A 23,162-nucleotide genomic window follows, 5' to 3' on the forward strand; every position below is an offset into this window, starting at 1 on the left:
ACGAATCCAGACCCGACAGGGAACCCCGTGAAGCACGACCCGACCGACGAGAGGGGGAAACGCCCGAGCGACCGCCTGGATCGACGCCTGGTGAGACCCCCGTAGCGCCATCCGACCGGCCGCAGAGCGGGATGCCCTCCGCGTTTCCGCATCCGGGCTCGAGCCCGGACGCACCGCCGCCCGCCGGCGGCGGGTACAGCCCCTACGCGGGCGGGATGGTCCCGCCGCCCCCACCGCCGCCGCCGGCCTTCAACGGCGACGGTCCGCTGCGCGGCCAGGAACCGCGCAACGGCCTCGGCACCGCGGCCCTGGTCTGCGGCATCATCGCGGTCGTCCTCTCGTTCATCCCGTTGATCAACACCTTCACGTGGCCGCTGGGCGTCCTCGCGATCGTCTTCGGCTCGGTCGGCTGGGCCCGCGCGAACAAGGGGATCGCCACCAACAAGCCGTTCGCGATCGCCGGCCTGATACTCGGCATCGCCTCGTTCCTCACGTTCTGCCTGATCTACGCCCTCATCGGCGCGAGCGGCGGCATGCAGTACGACGCCGCACCGATGCTCTGACGGCAGGAAAGCGAGCGGGGGGGGGGGGGGGGGGGCCCCCGCCCCCCGCTCGTCGATGGCTCAGACCTGCAGCCACGCCCCGCGCCGCATCACCGACACCAGGTTGAGGTCGTCGTCGAGGACCACCGCGTCGGCGTACTTCCCCGTCTCGATCGCCCCGACCTCGCTCAGGCCCAACAGCTCCGCGGGCGTCGCCGAGGCCATCTGCGACGCGGACGCCACCGACTGCCCGGCCAGGCGCACGGCGTTGCGGAACGCGTCCAGCAGCGTGATCGTCGAACCCGCGATGACGTCGGTCCCCGCGACCGTGGCGACGCCGTCGGTCACCTCGACCTCGTGACGGCCCAGCATGTAGCGGCCGTCGTCGAGCCCGGCCGCGTCCATCGCGTCGGAGACCAGCAGCGTCCACGCCGGCAGCGACGTGTCGAACGCGAACCGCATCGTGCCCGGGTGCAGGTGGACCGGGTCGGCGACGATCTCGGAGAAGATCCGCTCATCGTCCAGGAGCGCCGGGATCGGCCCCGGCTCACGGTGGTTGAAAGCGCGCATCGCATTGAACAGGTGCGTGGCCGCCTGCGCGCCCGCGTCGATCCCCGCCGCGGTCTGCTCATAGCTCGCGTTCGTGTGCCCGATCGCGGGCACGACCCCGCGCTGGTCCAGGAACTCGATGGCCTCCAGCGCGCCGTTCAGCTCGGGCGCGATCGTCACCATCTTCACCGCCCCGTTGCCGGCCTCGATCAGCTCCGTCAGCTCCGACAAGTCCGGGTCCCGCAGCACCTCCACACGGTGCGCCCCGCACTTCGCCGCGGAGATGTACGGCCCCTCGTAGTGGACCCCCGCGAGCGTCCCGTCCGCGACCAGCGGCTTGAGCGCCCGCGTCGCATCCAGCAGGAAACCGTGCGTGGACGACACCAGCGAAGCGACCAGCGTCGTCGTCCCGCGCGCGGCGTGGAACGCCGCGGCCCCCCGCGCCGACTCCGGGTCGCCGTTCGCCAGCGAGAAACCCCCGCCGCCGTGGCAGTGCACGTCCACGAAGCCGGGCAGGACCCAGCCCGTCGGCTCGCCCTCACGCTCGAGAATCCCCTCGAACCGGTCGCCGTCGACGATCAGGGTCCCGTTGACGATCCCGTCGGGAGTGACGATTCGGCCCACGGCCGGCAGCAAAACGCCGTCCACGGCGCTCCTTCCAATCGATCCGGCGTGTATGGGCCCACCCCGGTGCGGCACAATGATCGTGAGCGCGCGAGCATGACTTGAGCATCACTCGAGCGCCAGAAGACGTACAACGAACACTATCGCGCAGACCGCGGCCCGCCCGCCGCGATCCCGACCCGAGGAGCGACGTGGACCGCTATGCCCGGTGGAACACCCTGCTGGAGATCCTCGCAGAGACCGGACGCATCACAGTGGAGGAAGCGGCCGAGCGGCTCGGCGTCTCGCAGGCCACCATCCGCCGCGACTTCGACCAGCTCTCCCAGCAGCAGATGATCACCCGCACCCGCGGCGGCGCCGTCGCCGGCGGCATCTCGTACGACCTCCCCCTCCGCTACAAGACCGCCCGCCACGTCGAAGAGAAACACCGCATCGGCACCGCCGCCGCGGGCCTGGTCAGCCCCGGCCAGGTCATCGCCCTCAACGGCGGCACGACCATCACCGAAGTGGCACGCGCACTCGCGACCCGGACCGACCTCGTCGCGACCCCCGGCTCCACCGGTCTGACCATCGTCACGAACGCGCTCAACATCGCCAACGAACTGATCGTCCGCCCGCACCTGAAAGTGGTCGTCGTCGGCGGCGTCGTCCGCCCGCAGTCCTACGAACTCATCGGCCCGCTCGCCGCGCCGATCCTCCGCGAGATCACCCTCGACATCGCCTTCCTCGGCGTCGACGCCATCGACATGAAGCTCGGCGCGACCAGCCACCACGAAGGCGAAGCGGCCATCAACGCGCTCATGGCCGCCCGTGCCCGCAAAGTCGTGGTCATCGCCGACGGCTCCAAGATCGGCGGCCACGCCTTCGCCCGCATCTGCCCGACCGACCGCGTCCACACCCTCGTCACCGACGGCAACGCCCCGCAAGAGCAGCTGCGCGGCTTCGAAGAAGCGGGCATCCGCGTCATCGTCGTCTAACCGACAGGCCCGACGCGCCCACCGGTGAGAACAAAGCGGCGAGCGATGGCAACCCCCGACCCGAACATCCGCATCTCCAACGCCGAACGCGAAACCGTCATCGGCAGGCTCCACGCCGCCACCGAAGAGGGCACCTGCATGGCGGCCGCGTGGTCAACAAGAGCCGCGACAGCGGCGACGGCCTGCGCTTGCACCTCACCGGCAGCACCCACATCGCCCCGATCACGGTCCGCTACGAACGCCGCTTCCTCTGGTGGCGCTGGTAACCCGTCGAAACGCTTGCGCTAGCGGTCGTCGCCGCTCCCGCCGAGCACGCCCCTCCTCTGGCGGTCGGCGAGCTTCGCGATGTTGTGCTCGGCGACGTCATCGAGTGACAGATCGAAGTGGTCGGCGATGACGGCGAGGTACCAGAGCGTGTCGCCGAGTTCCTTCTTGACGTCCTCGGTGTCCCACTGTGAGAAGTCGCTGCCCTTGTCGCGGACGATCTTCTTCGCTTTCTCGGCGATCTCGCCGGTCTCGCCCACCAGCCCGAGCAGGAGGTGGAACAACTCGTTGAGCTTGTCCCGCGGCGCGGCCGTCCGCAGCGCCGCCTGTTGATACTCGTCCATGTTCATGCCGCCACCCTAGGAACCCCCTCTGAGCGGTACGAAGCCGCCGTCCTGCGACTGCGAACGAACGACTGCAGTCACCTGGGACTCCCGACCCGATCGGGACCTGATTCAGGCGATCGGCGACGAAGAGGCGGGAAGGAGCGTGGGTCGATTCCTGGCTTCCCGGCTCGATCCGGCCGAGATTCAATCGGGCGGCGACAACGAGGTGGCGGCAGGGCCCTGGTCGCTCTCGGGCTTCCCGGCCTGATCGGGCCGAGGTTCAGGCTGGCAGCGATGAAGAGGTGAGAGAGGGGCGGGTTCGTTTCCGGCTTCCCGGCCTGGTCGGGTCGGGGTTCAGTCCGGCGGCGATGGTGGGGTGTGTGGCTGGGGTGGGGTGGGTTTCCTGGTGTGGGCATGCTGAGGGGCCGAACCCTCGCTTGGGGTTCGGGCTGCGCTGCGTGGTGTGTGCGGCGCTTCCCCCAGCAGTCGCCTGCTGGGGCAGCCTAAGAACGGCGGGTCGCCGTAGTCGTCGGTCGCCGACCCTGCAGCTGCCGCAGTCGCTGTCGGTGGTGCGGGTGCCTGGACTGCTTCCTCGGCCCCCGGGGGTTGGCTGATGCTGAACTTGGCTCGGCATCGCGCTTTCGAGTCTCGCATGGCTTTGATCGCCCGGTCGCGGTCGATCATCTCGGCGATCCCGTCGAGGTCGGGCTTCAACGTCTCGGACCATTCGGTGCGGTAGAGCCCGGTCGGGAACACATCCCAGTCCGAGCCTGCATGCTCCGCATCCATGTCGGCATCGGTACGCCAGTCGGCGCACCCGCACCCGCCCGAGGCACCGACGGACCCGCCCTGGCCTTGACCGCCTTGGCCGCCGTCATGGCCGTCGTGGTGGGTGATGAGCGCCTGACCGGGCCCGGTCTTCTCCACACTCCACCCGGGGGTGTGGATGCGGCCGTGGTGGAAGCGGCACAGCAGGATCAGATTCTCCGCGACCGTGGGGCCGCCGTCGGCCCAGTGGGTGATGTGGTGCGCCTCAGTCCAGGCGATGGGCCGGTCACAACCGTGCCAAGCGCAACCCCCTGGCTGCTCGAGCTCGAGTTTGCGCCGCAGGGCCGCGTTCGGGAGGCGCAGCGCCCGACCGAGCTCGACCGCTTCACCCTTGGCGTAGTTGAACACCGAGGGGATGATGACGCCTTCACAGGCCAGCAGCCGGGCACGGGCTAGGGAGATCGGTTGGCCTTCCAGGAGGGGGAGGCGCCCGGTGTCCTTGCCCTGCAACGTCTCGATGTCGACGGTGAGGTCGAGGGTGGCGGTGTGCCCGTGCCGGGTCGCGGCCTGCGGGGAGGACCCGTACCCGGCCAGGAGCTGATGGAGAGCCTCGGCATGCCGGTTCGCCTGCGGCGGCAGCAGACCGCCGTCCTCAGGGTCGCCCTCATCCTGGCGGGGTGGCGGGCAGGCGGTCTGCAGGTACTTGTCGAGCATCCGCCCGGTCGCATTCGAGAGGTGCCCTTCCAGCGCCCACATGCCATTGCCGCACTCGATCAACTCCAGGCGCTGCATCGACTGCTCGCCGAGCCCATCAAGCAGCTCGGTCTCTCCGGCGATCGCGGCCCACAGCCCCTCAAGGTGACGACGCAGGTCCTTGAAGGAAGCATGAGCGCAGTACTCGACCACCATCGCCTCCGGCGTCGCACACGCCACCGCCGGGTCGAAGGGAGAGACGACCGGGGCCTGGAAGGGAGTGCGGGCGAACACGCGCATGGCCGGAGTCTGGTCAAGCTGGCGGACGGCGTAAGCGACCTGGTCGATCCGGGCCTGCCCCGACACCGCCGCCTGCGCCAGCAGCGAGAACTTCCCCGACAACCGCGCGATCGCCGCGATGGCGCTGGCGGTGTTGAAGGTGAAGTCGAACTGGGACAGGAGCAGGTCGCGGAGGGCGGAGAAGCCGAACTCGGAGCGGTGCAGGTTCGCCTCCTTCATCGCGATGACCGAGGCGAGGACCGCCGCGTGCTGGGCGTTGATGAGGGACGCGGCCTCATTGAGAGTCGAGCGGATCGCCGCAGCCTGGGAGCGGCGGTCGGGACGGGAGCCGGTGAGGGGGCTCGGGGTGGTGGTGGTGGAGCTGGTGCAGTGGCTCATGGTTCCTTCGCCTCCCTTCCGCTGTTCTCGAATGTCCTGCCTGTTTTCGGTTCCTTGTTCGTGCTTCAATGATGACAGAATGCTGTGCCGGTGTCATCACCCAACCGGGTGAACATTCCATGAGGGACACTCACGCCCCACACTCGCTCCACTTGGGGTGCAAAGCAAACCAGGGGCCAAATGGGCCTCCGCCACCCCTCCCCCCGCGCTGCGGGGCAGCCGCACCGCACACCCCACCACCACGAGACCCTTTTGTCGCCGCCCGCTTGAACCTCAACCGAGACGGCGCCGCCTGCCACAGCAAACAGCCGGCCACCCGAAAGGGCAGCCGGCCGCTTCCTGCTCGCCAACTAACGTTGCGGTGACACCTCGTCGGGCAGAGTCGGATCGAACCGACCGGAGCCGTCAGGGCTGTCGGCCGGCTCGAAGGGGTGCATCTCCTGCGTGTAGACGCCACTGTCGGATTCAACCGTCTCCTTCGGACGCCCGAGGCGATCGAGCGCGAAGGACACGAAGAGAGCCACCAGCAGGATGCCGACATCGATCAGCGGCGCGAAGTCGTCCTGCCAGGAAGCATCCCCGGCCGCGATCATCGCGTGATTCCACAGCACCATCCCGGCCCACACGGCGAGCACCGCGAGCACCGTGCCGAGCACGCCACCGCGGCGGCCCCACAGGCTCGTTCCGCCCAGCAGCGTCGCGGCGAACGCGAGGAGCTGCAGATCGACAGAGGCCGAGCCGATACCGTACGGGCCGAAGCCGAGCGAGGTCGGCTCCGTGCTCGGCGTGAGCGAATACGCGAACATCAGGAAGCCCGCACCCGCGGCGAGCAGCATCGACAGGACCGTGCCGCCCAAGAGCAGGAACACGGCTCCCGCGCTTCGCTCGCCGCCATCGGACATCTGCTTCACTCCGCTGAAGCCGTCGCGCACACCGGGAGCGAGGCCGATCAGCCCGCCCACGACCGCGAAGACGACCGCCCCGGCGAACACGTACAGCCCGTTCGGCGGGTCCCACAGCGCGACCGAGTCGATCCCGCGCGACGCCGCGAGACGCTCGACGGCCTGCGCCGACGCGAAGAAAGCGGCCGCCAGCGCGAGGCCCGCGAACCACGGCGGCACCCGGAAGGCCGCCACGAGCAGCACGAACACGAGCGCGGCCACGACGGCTGCCCCCGCGACGAACCCGGCGTAGACCCATAGGTTCGCGTCCACCGGCCGGGCGATCCAGCCCACGGTGATCGCGATCGCCGGGACCGCCAGGTTCACCGCACCGAGGCGCAGCGACAAGCCGATCGCCAAGGTCGCCAATAGGACCGGCGCCAGATACAGGGCGTGCCGTTCGAGCGCGTCCACCAGGGACCCGAACTCGTCGCCGAACAGATCGGCTTCGCGGCGGTAGACCAGGAACAGCGCGTTCAACGTCAGCAGCAGGAGGATTCCCTCCCAGATGAACTGGAAGGCGAGCCGGTCGCGCGGCACCGTCGGCTCGGTGTGCTCGACGGCCGCGGGCCCTTGGCCCGCGAACGGATCGATCGGGCCGCCGCCGGTGACGGGCGGCGGGGGCGTGAACTCGAGCTGGCGGGTCTCGTCGAGGGCGGGTTCGTCTCGGTCAGGGGGTATGTAGGTCATGCGTCCGTCCTTTATGGGGGGTGTCAGCGGCCGGGGCGCGGCGAACCGTAGCCGTCGCGGGGAGCATCGCGCAGATCGTCGAAGACGCCCGACGCACCGAACGGATCAGCCGTCGCGCTCTGCTTCGGGATGCCGCCGGTGGTGCGGATACCGCCCGTGCTCGACCACGGGTCGCCACCCGCCCCGAGACCCGCGAAGTCCTCGTCGTACTCCTCGAAGGAGTCCGTGCGGTCGCGATCGGCCGGCGGCGGATCGTCCTCACGGAGGTCCTCGATCGAACCGGCACGGCGCGTGGAAGCCGCCTCCGTCTCGTCAGCGGTGTTCATGACCTCGACCAGACGCGTGACCAGGAACCCGGCCACAATGGCGCCCAACGCGATCCAGCTCGGATCGAAGGTCCAGCCACGGCCCTCCGCCAGCCACATCAGGCCCAGCACCAGCGCCGACGCGAACACCGTCCCGCACACGCCGCCGCGGCGGCCCATGAGGCTCGTCCCGCCCAGCAGTGCCGCACCGAGCGCGACCACCGTGAGCAGGATCGGATCCGGAAGCGCGGCCGCGCCGCCCTCGGGAACCGCGGTCCACGCCGCGACCACACCGGCCGCACCGGCGAGCGTCGACGACAGCAGCACACCGAAGAAGACGAGCCCGCCCCTGCCGTGCCGCTCGCCCACCGGAGTCTCCCGGATCGGCGCGAGCCGCCCGCGAACCGCGCCGAACCCACCGACCAGGCCCAGGAACAGCGACACACCGGCGGCCGCACCGAGCGCCGCGAGCACACCGGTGCCCGGCAGCTCGGCGAGCATGAACGCCGAAGGGTCACCGGTGTGCCCGGCCCACAGGCCGATCGCACCGCCGACCGCGCCGCTCGCGGCCCAACCGGGCACCCGCAGCCAGGCCGTCAACGTCGCCAGCACGATACCGATGAACGCGGCCACACCGAGCCCCACGCCCAGCGCCATGGCCGAGCCGGAACCGGAGGCGTCCACGAACATCCACGCGGCGATCAAGGCGATCGGACCCACCGCCAGGTTGACGGCACCCACACGCAGGGACACGGCCATCGCACTGGCCAGCAGGATCACCGGAGCGAGCGCCGCGAACAGACCCGTCCACGAGCCTTCGGCGAAAGGCCCGCCACCGGACTGGGTGAGGGCGAACAGGACACCGCCCGCGAGGAGCAGGAGACCGATCTCCCAGACCACATGGACGGCCATGCGGTCGGACGGGGACTCGTCGTCGCCCGACGGCGCCGACTTCCCTCCGTCAGGTTTGATGAGCGTCGTCGAATCGTCTCGACTTGGGGAGTCAAACTTCATGGGGCGCACCTCTAAACGCGCGAAATATTGGGGATATGGGGGATGGGTTCAGCGATCGGGGTCGGTCAGGGACGGGTCGGCTCGTCGGCGTCCCGCTCGCGCTGCTCATCGTCCTGCGGGGGGATGCGGCAGGAGTGCTCGAGCCAGAGCGCGGCAGCCGTGAGCGCGGCGCACGCGATCGTGCCGAGGACCGCGTGGGGCAGGTCATCGGCGGCGGCGGTCAGACGCCCGGACTGCACCGCGAGCCACACGGTGAAACCCAGGTAGGCGCCGAAGAAAGCGGCACCGGCGATTGCGGCGGCCTTGGCCAGCACCGCGAACCGGGCGATCTGGAGCGCGTGCTCCGGACCCTCCAGCCCGCCGGACACGCGAGACGGCACGCCGCCCGCGCTCGCACCCTGCGTCCGACTACGGCTGGGGCGCAGGGTCTTGCGAGTGGTCCAAGCCATCCACGCCAGCAGCACCGCCAACGCGAGCAGGACTGCGGCGTTGTACCAGGAGAGTTCGGGGGCGTGCTGGTAATACCGGGCGACGAGCAGCAGTGTCAGCGCGGCTCCGACCAGTCCGACCACCGCGAGGGTGGACGGGGAGGTCGGTTTCAGGCTCGGTCGGGGACCGTGTTCGTCGTCACTTCTCATACTGCACCTGACCATATCGGGTGGAGCCTGCGGAGTGCACGCGCATCCGCCGCCACGGACTCGTCGCGTAGCAGCTCCCTCACCCGACCGCGACCCGGCACCTCCGCGTCGCGGTCGATCGCGAACCACGGGACCAGCACGAACGCCCGCACATGCGCGAGCGGATGCGGCAACATCAGATGCGGTTCCGCAGAGAGCACCGGCGTCCCGTCGTCTTCTGTCACCGCGATCAGATCGACATCGAGGGTCCGCGGACCGTACGGCCGCTCAGGGTCGCGGACACGACCCGCTTCGGTCTCGAGACGCTGGCCGAGGGCCAGCCAGTCCTCCGCGGAGCGATTCGGGTCGGAGGCGATGACCGCGATGTTGTAGAAGGTCGGCTGCTCGTCGTCGCCGCCCCACGGCAGGGTCTCGTAGACCTCCGAGACCGCTTCGGGGTTCACGGCGGCGATGGCGGCGGTGAGCACGGCTTCGCGATCGCCGAGGTTGGAGCCCATGCTGAAGACGACGCGGGTCATCGCTCTGGCCTTTCGATGGTGACGGATACGTCGGTGAAATGCTGCGCGATGGGCGCCTGGGGCTTGTGGACGGTGACGACCGCCGATTCGACCCGGTCCAGGGCCAGGCACGCATCGGCGAGGCGCCCGGCCAGGGTCTCGATGAGATTGACGGGTTCACCGGCGACGATGTCGGCCAGCGTGTCGGCGAGCGCGCCGTAGTCGACGGTGTGCTTGAGATCGTCGCTGGCGGCCGCTTCAATGGTCGAGGTGCGCAGGGAGACGTCGATGATGAAGTCCTGCCCGGCCTCCCGCTCATGGTCGAACACGCCGTGGCGACCGTGCACCCGCAGGCCGGTCAAGGTGATCAGGTCGGTATCCACCCGCCCGAGCCTACTCGAACGGGCGGCCGCCGAGAGGAAGGACGATGCGCAGGCTATTCGGCCTCGCCCTCCGTCGCCTCGGCCTCACCGCCCACCTCCCTGGCGCGCACCACCAACCAGGTCGCGACAGCAAGGATGACACCCGCGACGAGGATCGGCACCAGGCGGAGGTTCCCTTCGATCCAGGAGAGCAGCGCGAGGTACTGCGAGGTGGGATCGACGAGCACAAGGGCGGTGAAAAGGGCGGCGATCCCTCCGACCGCCATGACCGCCCACGACCGCCAGCCCCCGACGATCCCGAAACGCCGCCCGAGCACCTGAGCGGCGTTGAAGATCCGTTTCGCGCGCAGCACCCGAATCGACCCGACCAGGGTCACCAGACGCAGCACCTGCGCGCCTCCGGCCGCCACCACCAGGCTCACGAGCGTCAGCAGGCAGACCACGAGCATCCACTTGTGCCGCCACAGCCAATCCCGCTTGTGCTCGGCCGCCAGCAGCAGAATGATCGACTCGACCCAGAGCACGATCCCGGCGGCCCACCCGATCACCTTGCCCGCCATGGCCATCTCGCCATCGGACCAGAGCGTGAGGAAGACGGCGGGCACCGACGCGCACACGGCGACGATGACGGGCAGCCGCAACTTGAACTGGAGAAAACGGGCGAACACGGTGAGCTTGTCGGGACGCCCAGGGGGCAAAGGGGTCACCACTCCAATCTACGGAAACACTGCACGTGACGAGGTACTGGCCCGGCCCGTCGAACATCGCAGAACACCCGCCAGATCGGGGCCATGCGATGCGTTAAACTCGTGCACTGCCGCCCCCGTAGCTCAGGGGATAGAGCGTCGGTTTCCTAAACCGTGCGTCGCAGGTTCGAATCCTGCCGGGGGCACAGCATATTCATGATCTTGAATATATTTCATTCACCGCGCGGGCCGACGACCAGTAGGATCCAGGCCCGTCGATCCTGGAGCTGCGCCTCAGGGACAGGGGTGGTGAAAGGACTGATTGCTGCAGCTCCCGCTGGCGGGCATGGTCCGCGGGTGCCTGGGCACGATCGATATCGGTGCGTGGGTCATCCGGCGACTTTCGGAGTGCGCTGGGCAACCGTGGCGGCACCGAGACTGCCGAGCACGGCGACGCTCAAGAGGACGACCGTTCCTGCGACCGGCGGCAGCTCGAGATAGGGATTGCCGAAGGCACCGAAGAGGGAGATCCGGTTGACCCAGTCGGGCCAGGCGAACAGCGGGACCAGGTACACCACCAGATAGGACAGGCCGACGAAGACTGCGAGGGCGCCGACTGCGGCAGTGCTGCGCAGCCAGGCCACCGCGAGCGCGGCGACTGCGGCGAGCGCGGCGGCCAGCAAGAGCGTATCGGCAGCCAGGCGCGCCAGCCCGGCGCCGTCGAGGCCGGTGCCGTTGGCGGCGGCCACCACAGCGAGTCCGCCGATGCCGGCGCCGGCGACGAGCGCAGCGCCGATCAGGGCGGCCAGGAGGCGCTGCGCGACGAGTCGGGGCCAGGACAGCGGTGACGAAAGCAGCAGCTCGACGTGCCCCTGCCGCAGCTCGCCGACCCAACCCGCGGCCTGGGTGATGATGTAGGCGGTGACGATCGGCATGATGAGCTGGCCGGCGAAGGCCAGGTACCGGTCGGTGAGACTGTGACCGGAGTCGGGGCCGAGAAGGCCCTGGGTGTAGGAGAACTCGTCGAACATGTCTGCGAAGGCGGGCTCCAGCCGACTGAGCAGCGCCAGGTATGCCGCGGCGGCCAGCATCCAGGAGAGCAGCCCGGTGCGGTGGCGCAATAGCGTGGCCGACCAGACGGCTCGCAGCGCCGGCCGCTGCACGTTCCGGACCGGGCGGTGCGGGCGGGCGCGGTGCGCGAACAGGCCCGATGCGTAGTCGCGACGCCGGTAGACCAGGGCTGCGGCCGCCAACAGCGCCAGGCTCACGGCGAACAGGATCAGGCTCGGAGCGAGGTCGAGGCCTCGGCCCGGGACGAGCGCACGGGAGTAGTTCGCGTAGTGGAACGGCGACAGGAACCGCACGGCTCCTGCCGGACCGATTTCCGACCAGATGTTGGTCAACAGGTAAAGGGTGGTCAGCAACAGGACCGCGAGTCCCGTTCCCGTCCGCAGCCCGGGCGTCAGTTGCCCTAGCAGCATGCCCAATCCGTAACCCGCGTACGCGCACAGGCCCATCACGAGCGCAGTGGTGAACGACCCGCTGGTGTCCGGTTCCCCGCCGAGCGCCATGGCCGCGGCGATCCCCGCGCCGAGCCCCAGGCAGATCACCGAGAGGACGGCGGCGAAGCCGATCGCCCGATCGACCAGGGCCGCCGTGCGGGGCCGACCGGCGGCCAGGATCTCCGCCTGTACGCCGCGGGTCTCCGCCGTACGGATCGCGTGAGCGCCCTGCACCGCGCCGTACGCCGCCAATCCGAGGCTGAACAGGGTGACATTGTGGTAGGCCAGGTAGCCGCCCAGGGTGTCGATGCGCTCCGCGGGCCAGCGCAGCAGGCGCATCGCCTCGACGCCGGGTCGCATGCCGGCGGCCATCTCCACTGCGCCGCCGGGGAACCGCTCGACCTCCTCGATGAAGCCGAGCCCGATGGTGAGCATGGCGACCGCGCCGCCGACGATCCAGGCGAGCGCGCCCCAGCGGTGTGCGCGGAGCGTGTCAGTGATCAGCGGTCGGGCCGGTCGGAGCGGCGAACTCGCCAAGGAACACCTCTTCCAGAGAAAGCTCGTGACTGTCCAGCTCGACTACGTCGGCGTCCTGGAGGAGGCGCAGCAACGGGGCGACCGTGCCGCTCACGGAGCAGGTCAGGCGGTGGTCGTCGATAGTCGGGCCGGTGACGCCGGGAACGTTTGCGAGGTCGCTTTCGGACAGGCGTCCGGCGAACACCGCCTCGATCCGGTGGGTGCGCAGCGGCCGCAGCTCGTTGAGCGAGCCGACACGTTCCAGCCGGCCCGCTCGGATCAGTCCGATCCGGTCGCAGACCAGCTCCACCTCGGACAGCACGTGCGAAGAGAGGAACACCGTGGCGCCGTCGGCGACCGACTCGGCGATGAGCTGGCGGAACTCGCGTTGGATCAGTGGGTCCAGTCCGAGCGTCGGCTCGTCCAGGATGATCAGCTCGGGGCGGTGCATGAACGCCTGGATCAGTCCGACTTTCTGTTTGTTCCCGTGCGAGAGGCCTTCGTACCGGCGGCCGAGATCCACGTCGAGCTGTTCGGCGAGGGAGGTGATGCGGGCCGGGTCGACACCGCCTCGGATACCGGCGAGCAGACCGATCAGGTAGCCGGCGGACACCCCCGGGAACTGCACCAGTTCGCCTGGCAGGTAGCCGACCCGGCGTTTGACGGCGAGGCTGTCGCGGCGGGAATCCAGGCCGAGCAGCGTCGCCGTTCCGCTGCTCGGGCGGATCAAGTCCATCAGGAGCCGGATGGCGGTGGTCTTGCCGGCGCCGTTGGGGCCAATGAATCCGAACACCTCGCCTTGCGCGATGGTCAAGTCGAGGTCGAACACGCCATGGCCATTGCCGTAGTCCTTGGTGAGGCCGGTGCAGGTGATCGCGGCCGTGGCAGTCGGTCCTGAGCGTTCCATTGCGTTGCGCGACACCATTCGTTCAACGTAGTGCCCGGTGTGGCAGTGGATACTCGTTTTGGCGTGGACATTCTGCGAGCGGTGCCGAAGCAGGGGCGATCGGAAGCCGCGGCGGCCCGGCTTGGACGATCAGCGCGAGCCGATCCACGGTGACCCGCCGGCCGACCCGTGCGGGGCGGCCCGAGCCGCCGGTACGCGTTCCACAGTCGCCACGGGGCACTCGCGCTCGACCTTCCCATTTCCCGTCCGCGCTGCGCGAAAGCAGCCACCGAGTCTCGCGAATCAGCTTCTTGACGCTGGTCGATCCGATGCCGTATTGCTCGGCCAGCGCCGGCTGGCGCACTCCGGCCCGGTAGGCCGCGACCAGCGCCTCGATTTGAGTTGGGGTCAAGCGCTGGTGCATCGAACGCGGCCGGTGTGACTCCTCAGCGGGGGCGGAGCTGGACGCAACTTGGCCGAATCGGCACGCTCAATCGGCGTTCCAACGCCTCATGCAGGGCTACGACCTGCGCCAATGTGTTCGACGGCCCCTGACCAGGGATTTCCCGGTCAAGGGCCGTTCTGCTACCCGTCGTCTCAGAGCCAGGCCCAGCACACCGTGTAGGCGTGCTCGGGGAAGTCGGCGCTCCGCCAGGTTGCCCAGCCATAGCCGTCGCAGAAGCCGGTGGCGTCGTACTCCCCGGTGCGGCCGACCACGTAGGCGTTCGACTGGGAGCAGTCGGCGAACTCGAAGGTCAGGTCGTCGTCGGGGCCGCTCGCGTAAAGGCAGGTGTCGACCTCCGCGTAGCCGATGTCGTCGGAGTACACCATCCGCATGCACAGCAGCATGTCCTGGTCGTCGATGTACCCGGGGAAGTCGAGCGACCCGTTGTAGTACTCCCACTCGGCGCAGGAGTTCGAGTCCTCGCCACCCCAGAGGCGTTCGAGCACTTGGTACTTGCCCGCGGAGCAGTCGGCGATCACGTACGCGTCGCCGCCGCGGCCCACGCACTCGCCGGCCTCCGCCCAGTAGGCCTCGCCCCATGGGTGCAGGTAGCTCAGGCACAGCACCGAGCCCGATCCGGGCGCGTACCCGAAGGACGAGCGGTGGACGCCGTCGCAGTCGTCGGGGTCGTCGCCGCCGTAGACCTCGACGACCTCGAACGCGCCGGGGTCGCAGCCGGAGGACTCCAGGTCGAACTCGTCGGTGGTGCCCGCGTTCCAGAAGCAGTCGCCCTCTTCGGCGACGTCGACCGGGTCGGTCGTGGGGTCCTCGGAAGGCGGGTCCGGACTGGGCGTCCAGGCCGGGCCGTCGCCGTTGGCCGGTTCGTAGGAGTACGACGGCGTCGGCCCGTCGGATGAAGGCGTGTCCGGGGGCCGATCGTGGCCGCCGAACTGGAATATCAGGCCGAGGACGGCCATGACGAGCCCGGCCAGGACTTCGATGACGACGGCCGCGCCCACCTTGTCGAACAATCGCGAACCGAGGTCGCCGGAGGTTTTCGTGTCAGTCGAGGAGTCGGTCATGAGGGTCTCGCAATCTTCCCCGCCCCACCGGCGGGAGGGACGGTGCGGCACGGCGATGTCGGACGCCGCGCCGCACCGGGCTTACGGGTGTTCGAGATCGTCCATGATCAGCGAAACGAAGTGATGCATGTCGGCCCTGAGACAGGGCAGTTGCGCATGCTTTCCGGTGCATCCGGGGGCCCACGAGGAGCCGTCGCCGTAGTCGAGGAAGTCGTACGGTATGCCCGCGGCGTCGAGGTAGTCGGAGGTCACCAGGGCCATCACGCGGGCGCGGTGCTCCACGACCGCTTGGACCGGGTTCACCGTGAGGTCGCCGCCGTTCCCGACGTACAGCGCGACGCCCATGCCGCGCAAGGAATCGACGTGCTGTGCCGGGCTCAGGCGGTTCCAGGTGCCGTCGAACGGCCAGATCGGGGTCCCGAAGACCGCGTCGAGCGCGACCGTCGGGGTCCCGTAGGCCGCCAGTTGCGTCGAACCCAGCACCGCGGCCCGCATCTCCTGGTTGAGCAGGTCGAGCCCTCCGGAGAAGCTGCCGACGTAGCTGAACAGGTCGGGCCGCCGCTCGGCGTACCCGAAGGCGCCGAGGCCGCCCATCGAGTGGCCCGAGATCGCCCGGCCCTCCCTGGCGTCGATCGTCGCCAGGTTCGCGTCGATGAACGGGATGAGCTGCTCCAGGTGGAACGTCTCCCAGTTCTGGACGCCGAGGGCGCCTGGGTAGACCCAGTCCGTGTACCAGCCGCGGCCGCCGCCGTTGGGGGCCACGGTGATCACCGGCTCCCCGGCAGTGGCGTCCTCGACGACGTCCCTGAGCCACACGGCGTTCGGGTAGTCGCCGCCGCCGTGGAGCGTGTAGTGGACGGGATACTCGGTGCCGCCGTCGTACCTCTCGGGGAGGGTCACCATGACGACGTGCTCGCCCGAGACCTGGCCCGGCATCACCGGGTACGCCGGGACCTCCTCGGTGCCCACCGTGAAGGTGAAGGTGCGTTCGGACCCGTCGGCCCACGCCGGCTGGTCGATCACGGTCAGCCCGTGGGCATCCGCGAACTCCGGCGGCATCTGGGCCGCGTTCGCCGCGGGGACCGCGACGCCCCCTGCCGCCGCCACGCCCACGAGCGCGACGGCCAGGATCATCGCCCTGCGGATCATGACGCGGCCTCCTCGCAGAGCGCGGCGTCGAGCAGGTCGACGCGGCTCAGGGTCGGCTCGCTCGAGGCCCACGCGTTGGTCACCATGGAGGCGAAGCGGCCGTCCTCGGTGACCATCGTGATCGAGGAGGTGCCGGTCGGGATGTTCCCGGCGTGGCCCCACGCCTCGCCGCCGCACGAGAGCTCCCAGCGCATGAAGCCGAGGCCGTAGTCCGCGCCGTACGCGGTGGACGGCACGGTCGTCCGCATCTCGGCGAGCGACGCCGGCGACACGACCTCGCCGGCCAGGAGCGCCCGGTCGAACGCGACGATGTCGCGCAGGGTCGAGGTCATCGCACCGGCCGGGCCGTAGACCGACATGTCCTGGTTGGAGGTCACGTCGATCCAGAGGAAGAACGGGCCGAGGCGGCCGCCGGAGTAGCCGGGGAGGTACGGGCTCGGGAGCGTCCCGTCGTCGGGGACGGGGTACGAGGTCCCGGTCAGCCCGAGCGGTTCGATGATCCTGCCGGTGATCGCCTCGCCGACCGTCTGCCCGGTCAGCTCCTCGATCAGCAGGCCCGCCAGGAAGTAGTTGACGTTCGAGTAACCCCAGCCCGTGCCGGGCGCGAACTGGGGCGGCTGGGCCAGGCCCGCGCGGACCAGTTCCTGGAGGGTGTAGCTCCCGTCCGGCTCGGCCGTGGCGCCGACGGCGTCGCGCGCGATTCCACTGGTGTGACGGAGGATCTGGCGCACCGAGATGGCGTCCCCGTCGTAGTCGGCGTTGTCGACCACGCCCGGCAGGTACCGCCCGATCGGGGCGCCGAGGTCCACCAAGCCCTCGTCGACCAGTTGCAGGACTACCGCGGCGGTGAACGTCTTGGTCTGGCTCGCGATGCGGAAGTGGTCGTCCGCAGTGAGCGCGCGGTTCTGGAAGATCGTCGCCGTGCCGCTGCTCAGCGTCCAGGAGCCGGTCACGTCACCGGCGTAGAGGCCCGCGCCCGGACCGGCCTGGCTCCGGTACTGGTCGAGCAGGGCCTGGATATCGGCGTGGTCCTGTGCCTGCGCCCGTGCGGCCGGCAGCACCACCGCGATCGCGAGTGCGACCGCCGCGAGCCACCGCATGCATTTCCCTGTCATGTCGGCTCCCTCCTTGACCGCGGACCGCCGGCGCCCTTGCGACCCCGGCCGTTCCGCGCCTGCCCGCCGGATCTCGGCGGTGTGGACCTCTCGATCGTCGCGTCGAGCCATCGTGGAGGCCAGGATCCTCAGCCGGTCATCGATCGGTCATTCATGTCCGACGCCGCTGGCTGCGGCTATGCGGCCCCGGAGCGGTCGCCGGACAGGTGGCGCTGGAGTCGCGCGTGGCGGAACTGGTAGACGACGCCGGCCCGGCGAAGCACGCCGCGCTGGTAGGCGTCGTCCAGGAAGGCGGGCACCGCCCACGGCAGGCGGCCGGTGAGCGGCAGCCAGAGGCGGCCGAAGACCAGCCACCGGCCCCACACCGTCAGGGCGAGCACGTACCCGATCGGGCCCATGGTCGCGGCGTACGCGCCGATGAGGAGTCCGAACGCGAAGTCCCAGCGCCATTCCCCGAACACCGGCGGGAGGGCTTGCAGCACTTGGACCACGGCCCAGCCGGTGCCGGGGACGACGACGGCGAGGACGGGCGCGAAGACGACGGCCTGCGCGAGGGCCGTTCGGCGACAGGCCCGGAGGAGGTCGACGGGGCTGTGCACGGACTCGAAGTCCATGGGCCGCTCCCACAGCGACAGGAGGACGTAGGTGGTCCCGGTCGAGAGGCCGACCGAGCCGCCGAAGGCGACCACATCGGCGGTCAGGATCGTGGCCACGAAGCCGGGCGGCAGGTCGAAGACGAAGCCCTGCACGAGGTCGCGGGCGCCGATCGCGGCCGCGGCGAGAAGGAACCCGGCGGTGAAGCCGATCCTGAACCGCCGCCCGAGATGTCTGCGTCCGCCGGTGCGCGCGCCGCGGAACCGGATCTGGACGCCGGAGGGCGCGAGCGCGCGGCCGTCGCGCCCGGCGAGGAGCGTGTGCGCGATGGCGAAGGCCGTGCCCGCGGCGAGGTCGACGGCGGCGATCAAGGCGATGTCGAGCGCACCGAAGCCCGACAGGAGGCCGACCGCGACCGTGTCGAGCACGGTGAACACCAACCCGACCGTCAGCGCCATCACCGCGGCACGGGCGAGCCGGTGCATGGAGGTCCCCAGCTCCCACCAGGCGAGGTCGTGGCTACCGAGCCGTTCGAGGTGACGGGCGAGACGGCCGAGCCAGTGCCGAGCGCGATCGGGTTCGAAGCGGCGCCCCTCGGTGCTGCGGCGGTAGGCGGCAGGGACGAGCTGCTCCATCAGGTGCGTCTCGATCGACCCGGGGGTGGGGAACCGGCGCGGTTCGATGAGCTCGGCCGGGTCGCGGTTCGGCGTGCCGCCGTATACGGTCCGGGCCAGGGTGAGCATGAGCGGGGTCGCGAGCGCCGCGGCGACCGCTTCGCCCGCGGGCGTGCGGGGCTCGCGGCGCATCTCGTCGAGGACCGGCTGCCACAGCGGGACTCCCTGGTCGGACTTGCGAGCGGTGAGCCGCAGGAACTCGGCGAGGTCGTCGAGGCCGAGCTGCTCGAGTTCGACGCAGGGGGCGCCGGTGAGCGGCTTCGTCGCGTCCACGGCGGCCCGGTACTCCTCGGTGCGGCTCGTCAGCACCAGCGGCATTCGCGACGCGTCGTCGAGCCGCGCGAGCGCGTCGGTTTGGAGGCCGGGGGCGATCTCGTCGAAGCCGTCGAGGATCGGGAGGATGAGGTCGTGCTCGACGAGGGCGGCGGCGAGCGTGGTCCCGTCGGGGAACGGCGCACCGAGGCCAGGGTGGTCGCGCAGGATGCGGGCGGTGATCCAGGCGCGCAGGTCGGTCCCGGGGTGCCACGACTCCAGGCCGAGGATCACCGGGACAGCGCCGTCGTCCTCTCGGATGTCCAAGAGTCCCATGGCGAGCCGCATCGCGAGGACGGTCTTGCCCGATCCGGCTTCGCCGGTGACGACGAGACGACGGGAGGGGACGCCGCGGTAGACGTCGACGACCTGTTCCAGGCGCGCGTCCAGGTCCATGGGGCGCGGCGCCTCGCCGGTCGCGGCGAAGACGTTCTCCCAATGGTCGGACAGGTGCTCAGCGGTGCGCCAACCTACCGGCAGCGGCGCGATGTGGACCTTGCGCTGCTCCTCCTCGCGCCGCCAGCGCGGTATCAGCTCGCCGGCGAGCTGCTTGGCCGCCTCCACGAGCCGAGCGTCGAACTGCCCCAGTGGCGCACCGGCGGGCGGTTCGGCACGATGGACCGGGAACCCGGCTGCCGCCGACAGCTCGGTCACCTCGTGCGGTGCCAGATCCAACGCGCGGGCGAGGAGTTCAACGGTGTCGGCCTTCGGGGTGCTGCGCGCGTTGGCCTCATACCGGCCGATCGTGCGAACGGCTACCCCAGCCTTATCGGCCAGCTGCTGCTGTGTGAGATTCGCACGCTCCCGCAGATCTCGCAGCATTAAACCGAAAGGGGTAGGCACCGGACAATCATACGGTCACAGCCGTTCCCCGCTCTCCGAGGTGGCACACCACGGGCCTGGAAATCGCCGTGCATGCAGAGGGGAAAGCACCCGGGCGGCGCCTCGGCCGCGATGGCGGGGGCGAGCCGTGATCGGCCGCACCGAAGACCTCCTGCGCCCGCTCGCGGCGCGGGCAGCCGGTGCAGGTTAGAACGGTGAGTACCGATACGAGGTTCCCTCAATCCGTGTACGGGACCGGCAGCGAGCCCGATCCCCGGTTCAGCCTCGCCAACGAGCGCACCTACCTCGCGTGGGTGCGCACCTCCCTGGCGCTGTTCGCGGCCGGGGTCGCACTGGAAGCGCTCGAGGTGCCGGTCGCGCCCGGGTTCCGGGCCGGCTCGGCGGCGGTGTTCGTGGGTCTCGGCTTCATAGCCGCCGTCCAGTCGTGGGTCGGTTGGATGCGCACCGAGCGCGCGCTCCGCGAGGGCCGAAGCCTGCCCGGCAGCTCGATCGGCATCGTCGTCGTGTCGGGGGTCGCGGTGGGAATGCTGCTCCTCGTCGCGGGGATGTTCGTGTGAGTGACGCACCCTTCGACCCCGGCCTGCAGCCGGAGCGGACCCTGCTGGCCTGGAAGCGCACCTGCCTCGCGCTTGGTGTGGCCGCCGTCGTGGCCGTGCGGTTCGCGGCCGAGGCCCTCGGACCGTTCGCGGCAGTCCTCGGCGCGGTGGGAATAGCCGCGGCGCTCGCGTCCTACCTTGTGTCAGCTCGCCGGTATCGGACGGCGCAGGCTGCGCTCAAGGACACCGGTCGCATCCCGGTCGACGGGGCAGCCCTGGGACTGCTCACGGTTACCTTGCTCGTCACCGGCGCCGGCGCCGCGATCTACCTCCTCGGAGCGAGCTGAGCCCCTGACTCGGAGCGCAGACAAGACGGCCAGTCCTGCGGACCAGCGGCTCAGAGGAGGCCGCGCCGATGAAGATGCAGCCGACCGAAATCGCTTCGCGTCCGAGCACGAGGCAGGGAATGGCGTTGGCGGCGAAGGTGACCGGCTGATGCGCGAGTTCAGAGCAGATGGACTCCCGGTGCTGTTGCGGCGGGCGCTCGGGCGGCGGCCTCATGATCGGACGGTGCGCGCAGCGCTCCGCAATGGCCCGTCAGGTTGACCAGGTCGGGACGATTCGGGGAGCCCGCGGACCCGGATGCGTTGTTAGCCTGGGGGAATGGCAGACCCCTCGCCTTCGCTCGCTTCCGTCCATGAACCGTTGAGCGCCGCGGCGACCGCCGCGATCGAAGCGTTCGCCCTTGAAGATCCCATCCCGCTCTCGGACCACCTCGCCTCGCTGAGCGTCGACGTAGAGCGGCTGTGGCGGCTGCCGCGGTGGAACGACGAGCCCGATGCCGATGAGCAGCAAGGCCGCTCAGATCGCGAAGAGCGAGAGACCGCGATCGGCGAGGCCTTGGACGTGCTCCGCGGCGAACCGGCCGGCGCTGCGCTGCTCGCTCTGCACGTGTGGAACCTGTGCGCGGAGGAGTGGGAGCACACCTACCAGTTCGACCGCATGCTCGGCACCCTCGAATCGTTCGCTGCACTGTGGACCGCTCGGCGTACGAGTGAGCCCGATGGCGACGCCCGGGCCGCGGGCGACGCCGGCGCGGCACTGGCGCGGCTGCAGATCCTGGAGATCGAGGCCGAGGCGGCGATGTGCCGTGGCGACCTGACCCGGCAGGCCGACGCCACCGCGGACACGCTGCAAGCCGCCGAGGAACTGCTCGAAGCGAGCGCCGTGATCGGCGACCGGTTCACGTCCCTGCGCGCCTACCTCCAGACCCTGGCCGAGGCACGCATCGTCTACTACGGAGCGCTCCGGGCCGCCGTCGCGGCGGCGGCCGAGGCCCTCCGGGGGCGCGTCGACGGGCTCGGGGCCGGCGTCCAGGCCCTCGCCGAGGCCGAACGCCGCCCGGAACTCTCGCTCATCGAGCGCAGCGAGCTGCGCGCCCACCGGTTCAGCCTCGAGCGGCTCGCCGCCGCCGCCGGCGAGGAATGGCTGACGGTCGACAGTGCCGAGGTCACGTTCGTGTTCCCCTTCGGGCTCAACGGCCGCTCCCCGGTCGACGCGGTCGAAGAGCTGCGCGCCATGGACGCCCCTCCGCCGGTCGCCGGGGTCGAGTCCCGCGCCCTGCGCCGGTCCTTCCAGCTCGACGACGTCTGGGCCGGGGCCGACTACCTCGAACGCCGCTTCGAAGGCGCCGCACTGGAACTCCCCCCGGTGTGCCTGCGCCACCTCGACGGCGCGCCGATCACCGAGTTCACCGCCGAAGTCCGACTCTCGCAGCTAGGGAACCACTACCTGCGACTGGAGACCGAGATCCACGACGCCGACCCCCACGAAACGCAGATGACGCTCTTCCGCGCCGAACGCGGGCACGGACGCATCACCGTCGAGTGCGGCCAGCGCCGGTGGGACCGCCTCGCCGACTTCGTCACCGACCTCCAGTCCGGAGTGGCCGACCTGCTCTCGGGCACCGCCCCCGCGACCGCCGCGGTCACCGCCCGCCCCGGCCGCTACCACGTCCTCGTGGCGCTCCACGAGCTCAGCGCAGGCACCGGGCCCGGAGCACCCGCGCACCAGCGCCGGCCCGTCACCTCCGGCGACGACCTACTCGGGCTCTTCGGCTCCCAAGCGGTGCTGCACCCGGTCCCCAACGGCATCGGCTCGGTCGGCGACTGGAGCCGCTACGCGATCGACCCCGCACAGCTGCTGCACGACGTCCGCAAGCGGGGCGACCTGGTCGCGGCCACGGAGAACACCACCGTCATCGCACTGTTCGGCAGCCCCAGCTTCATGATCGGGACCTACCGGACCCTCGCGGAGTTCGTCGGCTCCCTCGACGGCCTCTTCAGCACCTGGCACGACCGCCTCGCCGCCCACCACCCCCGCGTGGTCCACCTGATCGGCGAATCGACCGATGAGCAGAGCGTCGAGGCGCTCGCCCGCTATAGCGAGCGCCTGCACCTGGAGCAGCTCTCGCTCCACGACTTCGCAACCGAGACCCGGTCGGTGCTCTCGCTCATCCACTCGCCCAACCTGGTCACCTCGCCCACCGACGCCGCGGCGCTGGCCGTCCTGCTGCGCGCCGCCGAGATCGAGCAGCAGGAGCTCGACTTCGCCACCAAGCTCCGCGAGCTGCTCAGCGACCGGATCGAAGTACGGATCGACGCCATGGCGACCAAGCTGCAGCAGCGGATCGAGGCCGATCGAGCCCGCCAGGAACGCTTCAACCGCGGGATCGTCGACGCCCTGCTCGCGGCCATCGCGGTCTTCGGCGTCTCCGGTGTGGTGCAGATCCTCCAGGCCGCCGGGCTCACACGGCCGGGCTTCGCCGGCTGGGCCGTCGCCGGGATCCTGGTGATGGCGACCGTGTGCAGCCTGGCCGTCTTTCGATGGTCCCGGTCGGCCGGGAACGGCCGGGAGTGAACCCGGTGCGAGAA

Annotated in this window: 20 protein-coding genes and 1 tRNA gene; 6 read left to right on the forward strand and 15 right to left on the reverse strand. The window is 70.2% G+C overall.

Annotated elements, in window-relative coordinates:
* The first annotated feature begins 131 nt into the window (after nucleotides 1-131).
* The gene (locus JHY01_RS11935) at nucleotides 132-563 is read left to right on the forward strand and encodes a DUF4190 domain-containing protein (protein WP_205325870.1); all 432 of its coding nucleotides are present in this window, start codon (nucleotides 132-134) and stop codon (nucleotides 561-563) included.
* 60 nt (nucleotides 564-623) lie between these two features.
* Here JHY01_RS11935 and nagA read toward each other — a convergent pair whose 3' ends face one another.
* Nucleotides 624-1,739, reverse strand: a complete 1,116-nt coding sequence (nagA, locus tag JHY01_RS11940; protein WP_307814400.1) for an N-acetylglucosamine-6-phosphate deacetylase — start codon at nucleotides 1,737-1,739, stop codon at nucleotides 624-626.
* 167 nt (nucleotides 1,740-1,906) lie between these two features.
* On the opposite strand from nagA, the gene JHY01_RS11945 reads away from it, so the two are divergent.
* Nucleotides 1,907-2,692: a DeoR/GlpR family DNA-binding transcription regulator gene (locus JHY01_RS11945; protein WP_205325871.1), complete on the forward strand. Its 786-nt coding sequence runs from the start codon at nucleotides 1,907-1,909 to the stop codon at nucleotides 2,690-2,692.
* Nucleotides 2,693-2,976: 284 nt separating this feature from the next.
* Here the strand turns inward: JHY01_RS11945 and JHY01_RS11950 are convergent, their stop codons facing one another.
* From JHY01_RS11950 to JHY01_RS11985, 8 genes are all read right to left on the reverse strand, one after another.
* Nucleotides 2,977-3,306 carry a nucleoside triphosphate pyrophosphohydrolase family protein gene (locus JHY01_RS11950; RefSeq protein WP_205325872.1) on the reverse strand — a complete coding sequence of 110 codons (330 nt, stop codon included), beginning with the start codon at nucleotides 3,304-3,306 and terminating at the stop codon, nucleotides 2,977-2,979.
* Nucleotides 3,307-3,636: 330 nt separating this feature from the next.
* Nucleotides 3,637-5,421 (reverse strand): HNH endonuclease signature motif containing protein, encoded by a 1,785-nt coding sequence (locus JHY01_RS11955; protein WP_205325873.1) that lies wholly within the window; start codon nucleotides 5,419-5,421, stop codon nucleotides 3,637-3,639.
* Between the two features lie 350 nt (nucleotides 5,422-5,771).
* Nucleotides 5,772-7,052 carry a hypothetical protein gene (locus JHY01_RS11960; RefSeq protein ID WP_205325874.1) on the reverse strand — a complete coding sequence of 427 codons (1,281 nt, stop codon included), beginning with the start codon at nucleotides 7,050-7,052 and terminating at the stop codon, nucleotides 5,772-5,774.
* Between the two features lie 23 nt (nucleotides 7,053-7,075).
* The gene (locus tag JHY01_RS11965) at nucleotides 7,076-8,371 is read right to left on the reverse strand and encodes a hypothetical protein (RefSeq protein WP_205325875.1); all 1,296 of its coding nucleotides are present in this window, start codon (nucleotides 8,369-8,371) and stop codon (nucleotides 7,076-7,078) included.
* A gap of 65 nt (nucleotides 8,372-8,436) precedes the next feature.
* On the reverse strand, nucleotides 8,437-9,009 hold the full coding sequence (locus tag JHY01_RS11970; RefSeq protein ID WP_205325876.1) for a DUF3180 family protein: 573 nt from the start codon (nucleotides 9,007-9,009) through the stop codon (nucleotides 8,437-8,439).
* The gene (gene folK, locus JHY01_RS11975; protein ID WP_205325877.1) at nucleotides 9,006-9,527 is read right to left on the reverse strand and encodes a 2-amino-4-hydroxy-6-hydroxymethyldihydropteridine diphosphokinase; all 522 of its coding nucleotides are present in this window, start codon (nucleotides 9,525-9,527) and stop codon (nucleotides 9,006-9,008) included. The genes JHY01_RS11970 and folK overlap by 4 nt, the downstream gene beginning before the upstream one ends.
* A complete protein-coding gene (gene folB / locus JHY01_RS11980) occupies nucleotides 9,524-9,889 on the reverse strand; it encodes a dihydroneopterin aldolase (protein ID WP_205325878.1) in 366 nt (121 codons plus the stop codon). Before folB ends, folK begins: the two co-directional genes overlap by 4 nt.
* A 53-nt stretch (nucleotides 9,890-9,942) precedes the next feature.
* On the reverse strand, nucleotides 9,943-10,596 hold the full coding sequence (locus tag JHY01_RS11985) for a hypothetical protein (protein WP_205325879.1): 654 nt from the start codon (nucleotides 10,594-10,596) through the stop codon (nucleotides 9,943-9,945).
* Nucleotides 10,597-10,708: 112 nt separating this feature from the next.
* Here JHY01_RS11985 and JHY01_RS11990 point away from each other — a divergent pair.
* Nucleotides 10,709-10,781 (forward strand) — tRNA-Arg (locus JHY01_RS11990).
* Nucleotides 10,782-10,964: 183 nt separating this feature from the next.
* Here JHY01_RS11990 and JHY01_RS11995 read toward each other — a convergent pair.
* From JHY01_RS11995 to JHY01_RS12020, 6 genes are all read right to left on the reverse strand, one after another.
* On the reverse strand, nucleotides 10,965-12,614 hold the full coding sequence (locus JHY01_RS11995) for an ABC transporter permease (protein ID WP_205325880.1): 1,650 nt from the start codon (nucleotides 12,612-12,614) through the stop codon (nucleotides 10,965-10,967).
* Nucleotides 12,571-13,518, reverse strand: a complete 948-nt coding sequence (locus tag JHY01_RS12000) for an ABC transporter ATP-binding protein (protein ID WP_205325881.1) — start codon at nucleotides 13,516-13,518, stop codon at nucleotides 12,571-12,573. Before JHY01_RS12000 ends, JHY01_RS11995 begins: the two co-directional genes overlap by 44 nt.
* 558 nt (nucleotides 13,519-14,076) lie before the next feature.
* Nucleotides 14,077-15,006: a hypothetical protein gene (locus JHY01_RS12005; protein WP_205325882.1), complete on the reverse strand. Its 930-nt coding sequence runs from the start codon at nucleotides 15,004-15,006 to the stop codon at nucleotides 14,077-14,079.
* An 81-nt stretch (nucleotides 15,007-15,087) separates the two neighbouring features.
* Nucleotides 15,088-16,155, reverse strand: a complete 1,068-nt coding sequence (locus JHY01_RS12010) for an alpha/beta hydrolase family protein (RefSeq protein WP_205325883.1) — start codon at nucleotides 16,153-16,155, stop codon at nucleotides 15,088-15,090.
* Nucleotides 16,152-17,270 carry a serine hydrolase gene (locus tag JHY01_RS12015; protein WP_205325884.1) on the reverse strand — a complete coding sequence of 373 codons (1,119 nt, stop codon included), beginning with the start codon at nucleotides 17,268-17,270 and terminating at the stop codon, nucleotides 16,152-16,154. Before JHY01_RS12015 ends, JHY01_RS12010 begins: the two co-directional genes overlap by 4 nt.
* A 176-nt stretch (nucleotides 17,271-17,446) precedes the next feature.
* On the reverse strand, nucleotides 17,447-19,693 hold the full coding sequence (locus tag JHY01_RS12020; protein WP_205325885.1) for an NACHT domain-containing NTPase: 2,247 nt from the start codon (nucleotides 19,691-19,693) through the stop codon (nucleotides 17,447-17,449).
* Between the two features lie 194 nt (nucleotides 19,694-19,887).
* On the opposite strand from JHY01_RS12020, the gene JHY01_RS12025 reads away from it, so the two are divergent.
* The 3 genes from JHY01_RS12025 (at nucleotide 19,888) to JHY01_RS12035 (ending at nucleotide 23,148) form a co-directional block, all read left to right on the forward strand.
* On the forward strand, nucleotides 19,888-20,250 hold the full coding sequence (locus JHY01_RS12025) for a DUF202 domain-containing protein (protein ID WP_205325886.1): 363 nt from the start codon (nucleotides 19,888-19,890) through the stop codon (nucleotides 20,248-20,250).
* Entirely contained in the window at nucleotides 20,247-20,576 is a 330-nt protein-coding gene (locus tag JHY01_RS12030) for a DUF202 domain-containing protein (RefSeq protein WP_205325887.1), read from the forward strand. Before JHY01_RS12025 ends, JHY01_RS12030 begins: the two co-directional genes overlap by 4 nt.
* Before the next feature lie 316 nt (nucleotides 20,577-20,892).
* A complete protein-coding gene (locus JHY01_RS12035) occupies nucleotides 20,893-23,148 on the forward strand; it encodes a hypothetical protein (RefSeq protein WP_205325888.1) in 2,256 nt (751 codons plus the stop codon).
* Nucleotides 23,149-23,162: the final 14 nt, after the last annotated feature.

Source organism: Glycomyces sp. YM15, assembly GCF_016918015.1.
Classification (GTDB): Bacteria; Actinomycetota; Actinomycetes; order Mycobacteriales; family Micromonosporaceae; genus Glycomyces.

Bases quoted from the DNA above. Each gene is read 5' to 3' on its own strand.
- JHY01_RS11935 (WP_205325870.1), top strand. From the start codon at position 132: ATGCCCTCCGCGTTTCCGCATCCGGGCTCGAGCCCGGACGCACCGCCG.
- JHY01_RS11950 (WP_205325872.1), bottom strand. From the start codon at position 3,306: ATGAACATGGACGAGTATCAACAGGCGGCGCTGCGGACGGCCGCGCCG.
- JHY01_RS11955 (WP_205325873.1), bottom strand. From the start codon at position 5,421: ATGAGCCACTGCACCAGCTCCACCACCACCACCCCGAGCCCCCTCACC.
- JHY01_RS11960 (WP_205325874.1), bottom strand. From the start codon at position 7,052: ATGACCTACATACCCCCTGACCGAGACGAACCCGCCCTCGACGAGACC.
- JHY01_RS11965 (WP_205325875.1), bottom strand. From the start codon at position 8,371: ATGAAGTTTGACTCCCCAAGTCGAGACGATTCGACGACGCTCATCAAA.
- JHY01_RS11970 (WP_205325876.1), bottom strand. From the start codon at position 9,009: ATGAGAAGTGACGACGAACACGGTCCCCGACCGAGCCTGAAACCGACC.
- folK (WP_205325877.1), bottom strand. From the start codon at position 9,527: ATGACCCGCGTCGTCTTCAGCATGGGCTCCAACCTCGGCGATCGCGAA.
- JHY01_RS12000 (WP_205325881.1), bottom strand. From the start codon at position 13,518: ATGGTGTCGCGCAACGCAATGGAACGCTCAGGACCGACTGCCACGGCC.
- JHY01_RS12005 (WP_205325882.1), bottom strand. From the start codon at position 15,006: ATGACCGACTCCTCGACTGACACGAAAACCTCCGGCGACCTCGGTTCG.
- JHY01_RS12010 (WP_205325883.1), bottom strand. From the start codon at position 16,155: ATGATCCGCAGGGCGATGATCCTGGCCGTCGCGCTCGTGGGCGTGGCG.
- JHY01_RS12015 (WP_205325884.1), bottom strand. From the start codon at position 17,270: ATGACAGGGAAATGCATGCGGTGGCTCGCGGCGGTCGCACTCGCGATC.
- JHY01_RS12035 (WP_205325888.1), top strand. From the start codon at position 20,893: ATGGCAGACCCCTCGCCTTCGCTCGCTTCCGTCCATGAACCGTTGAGC.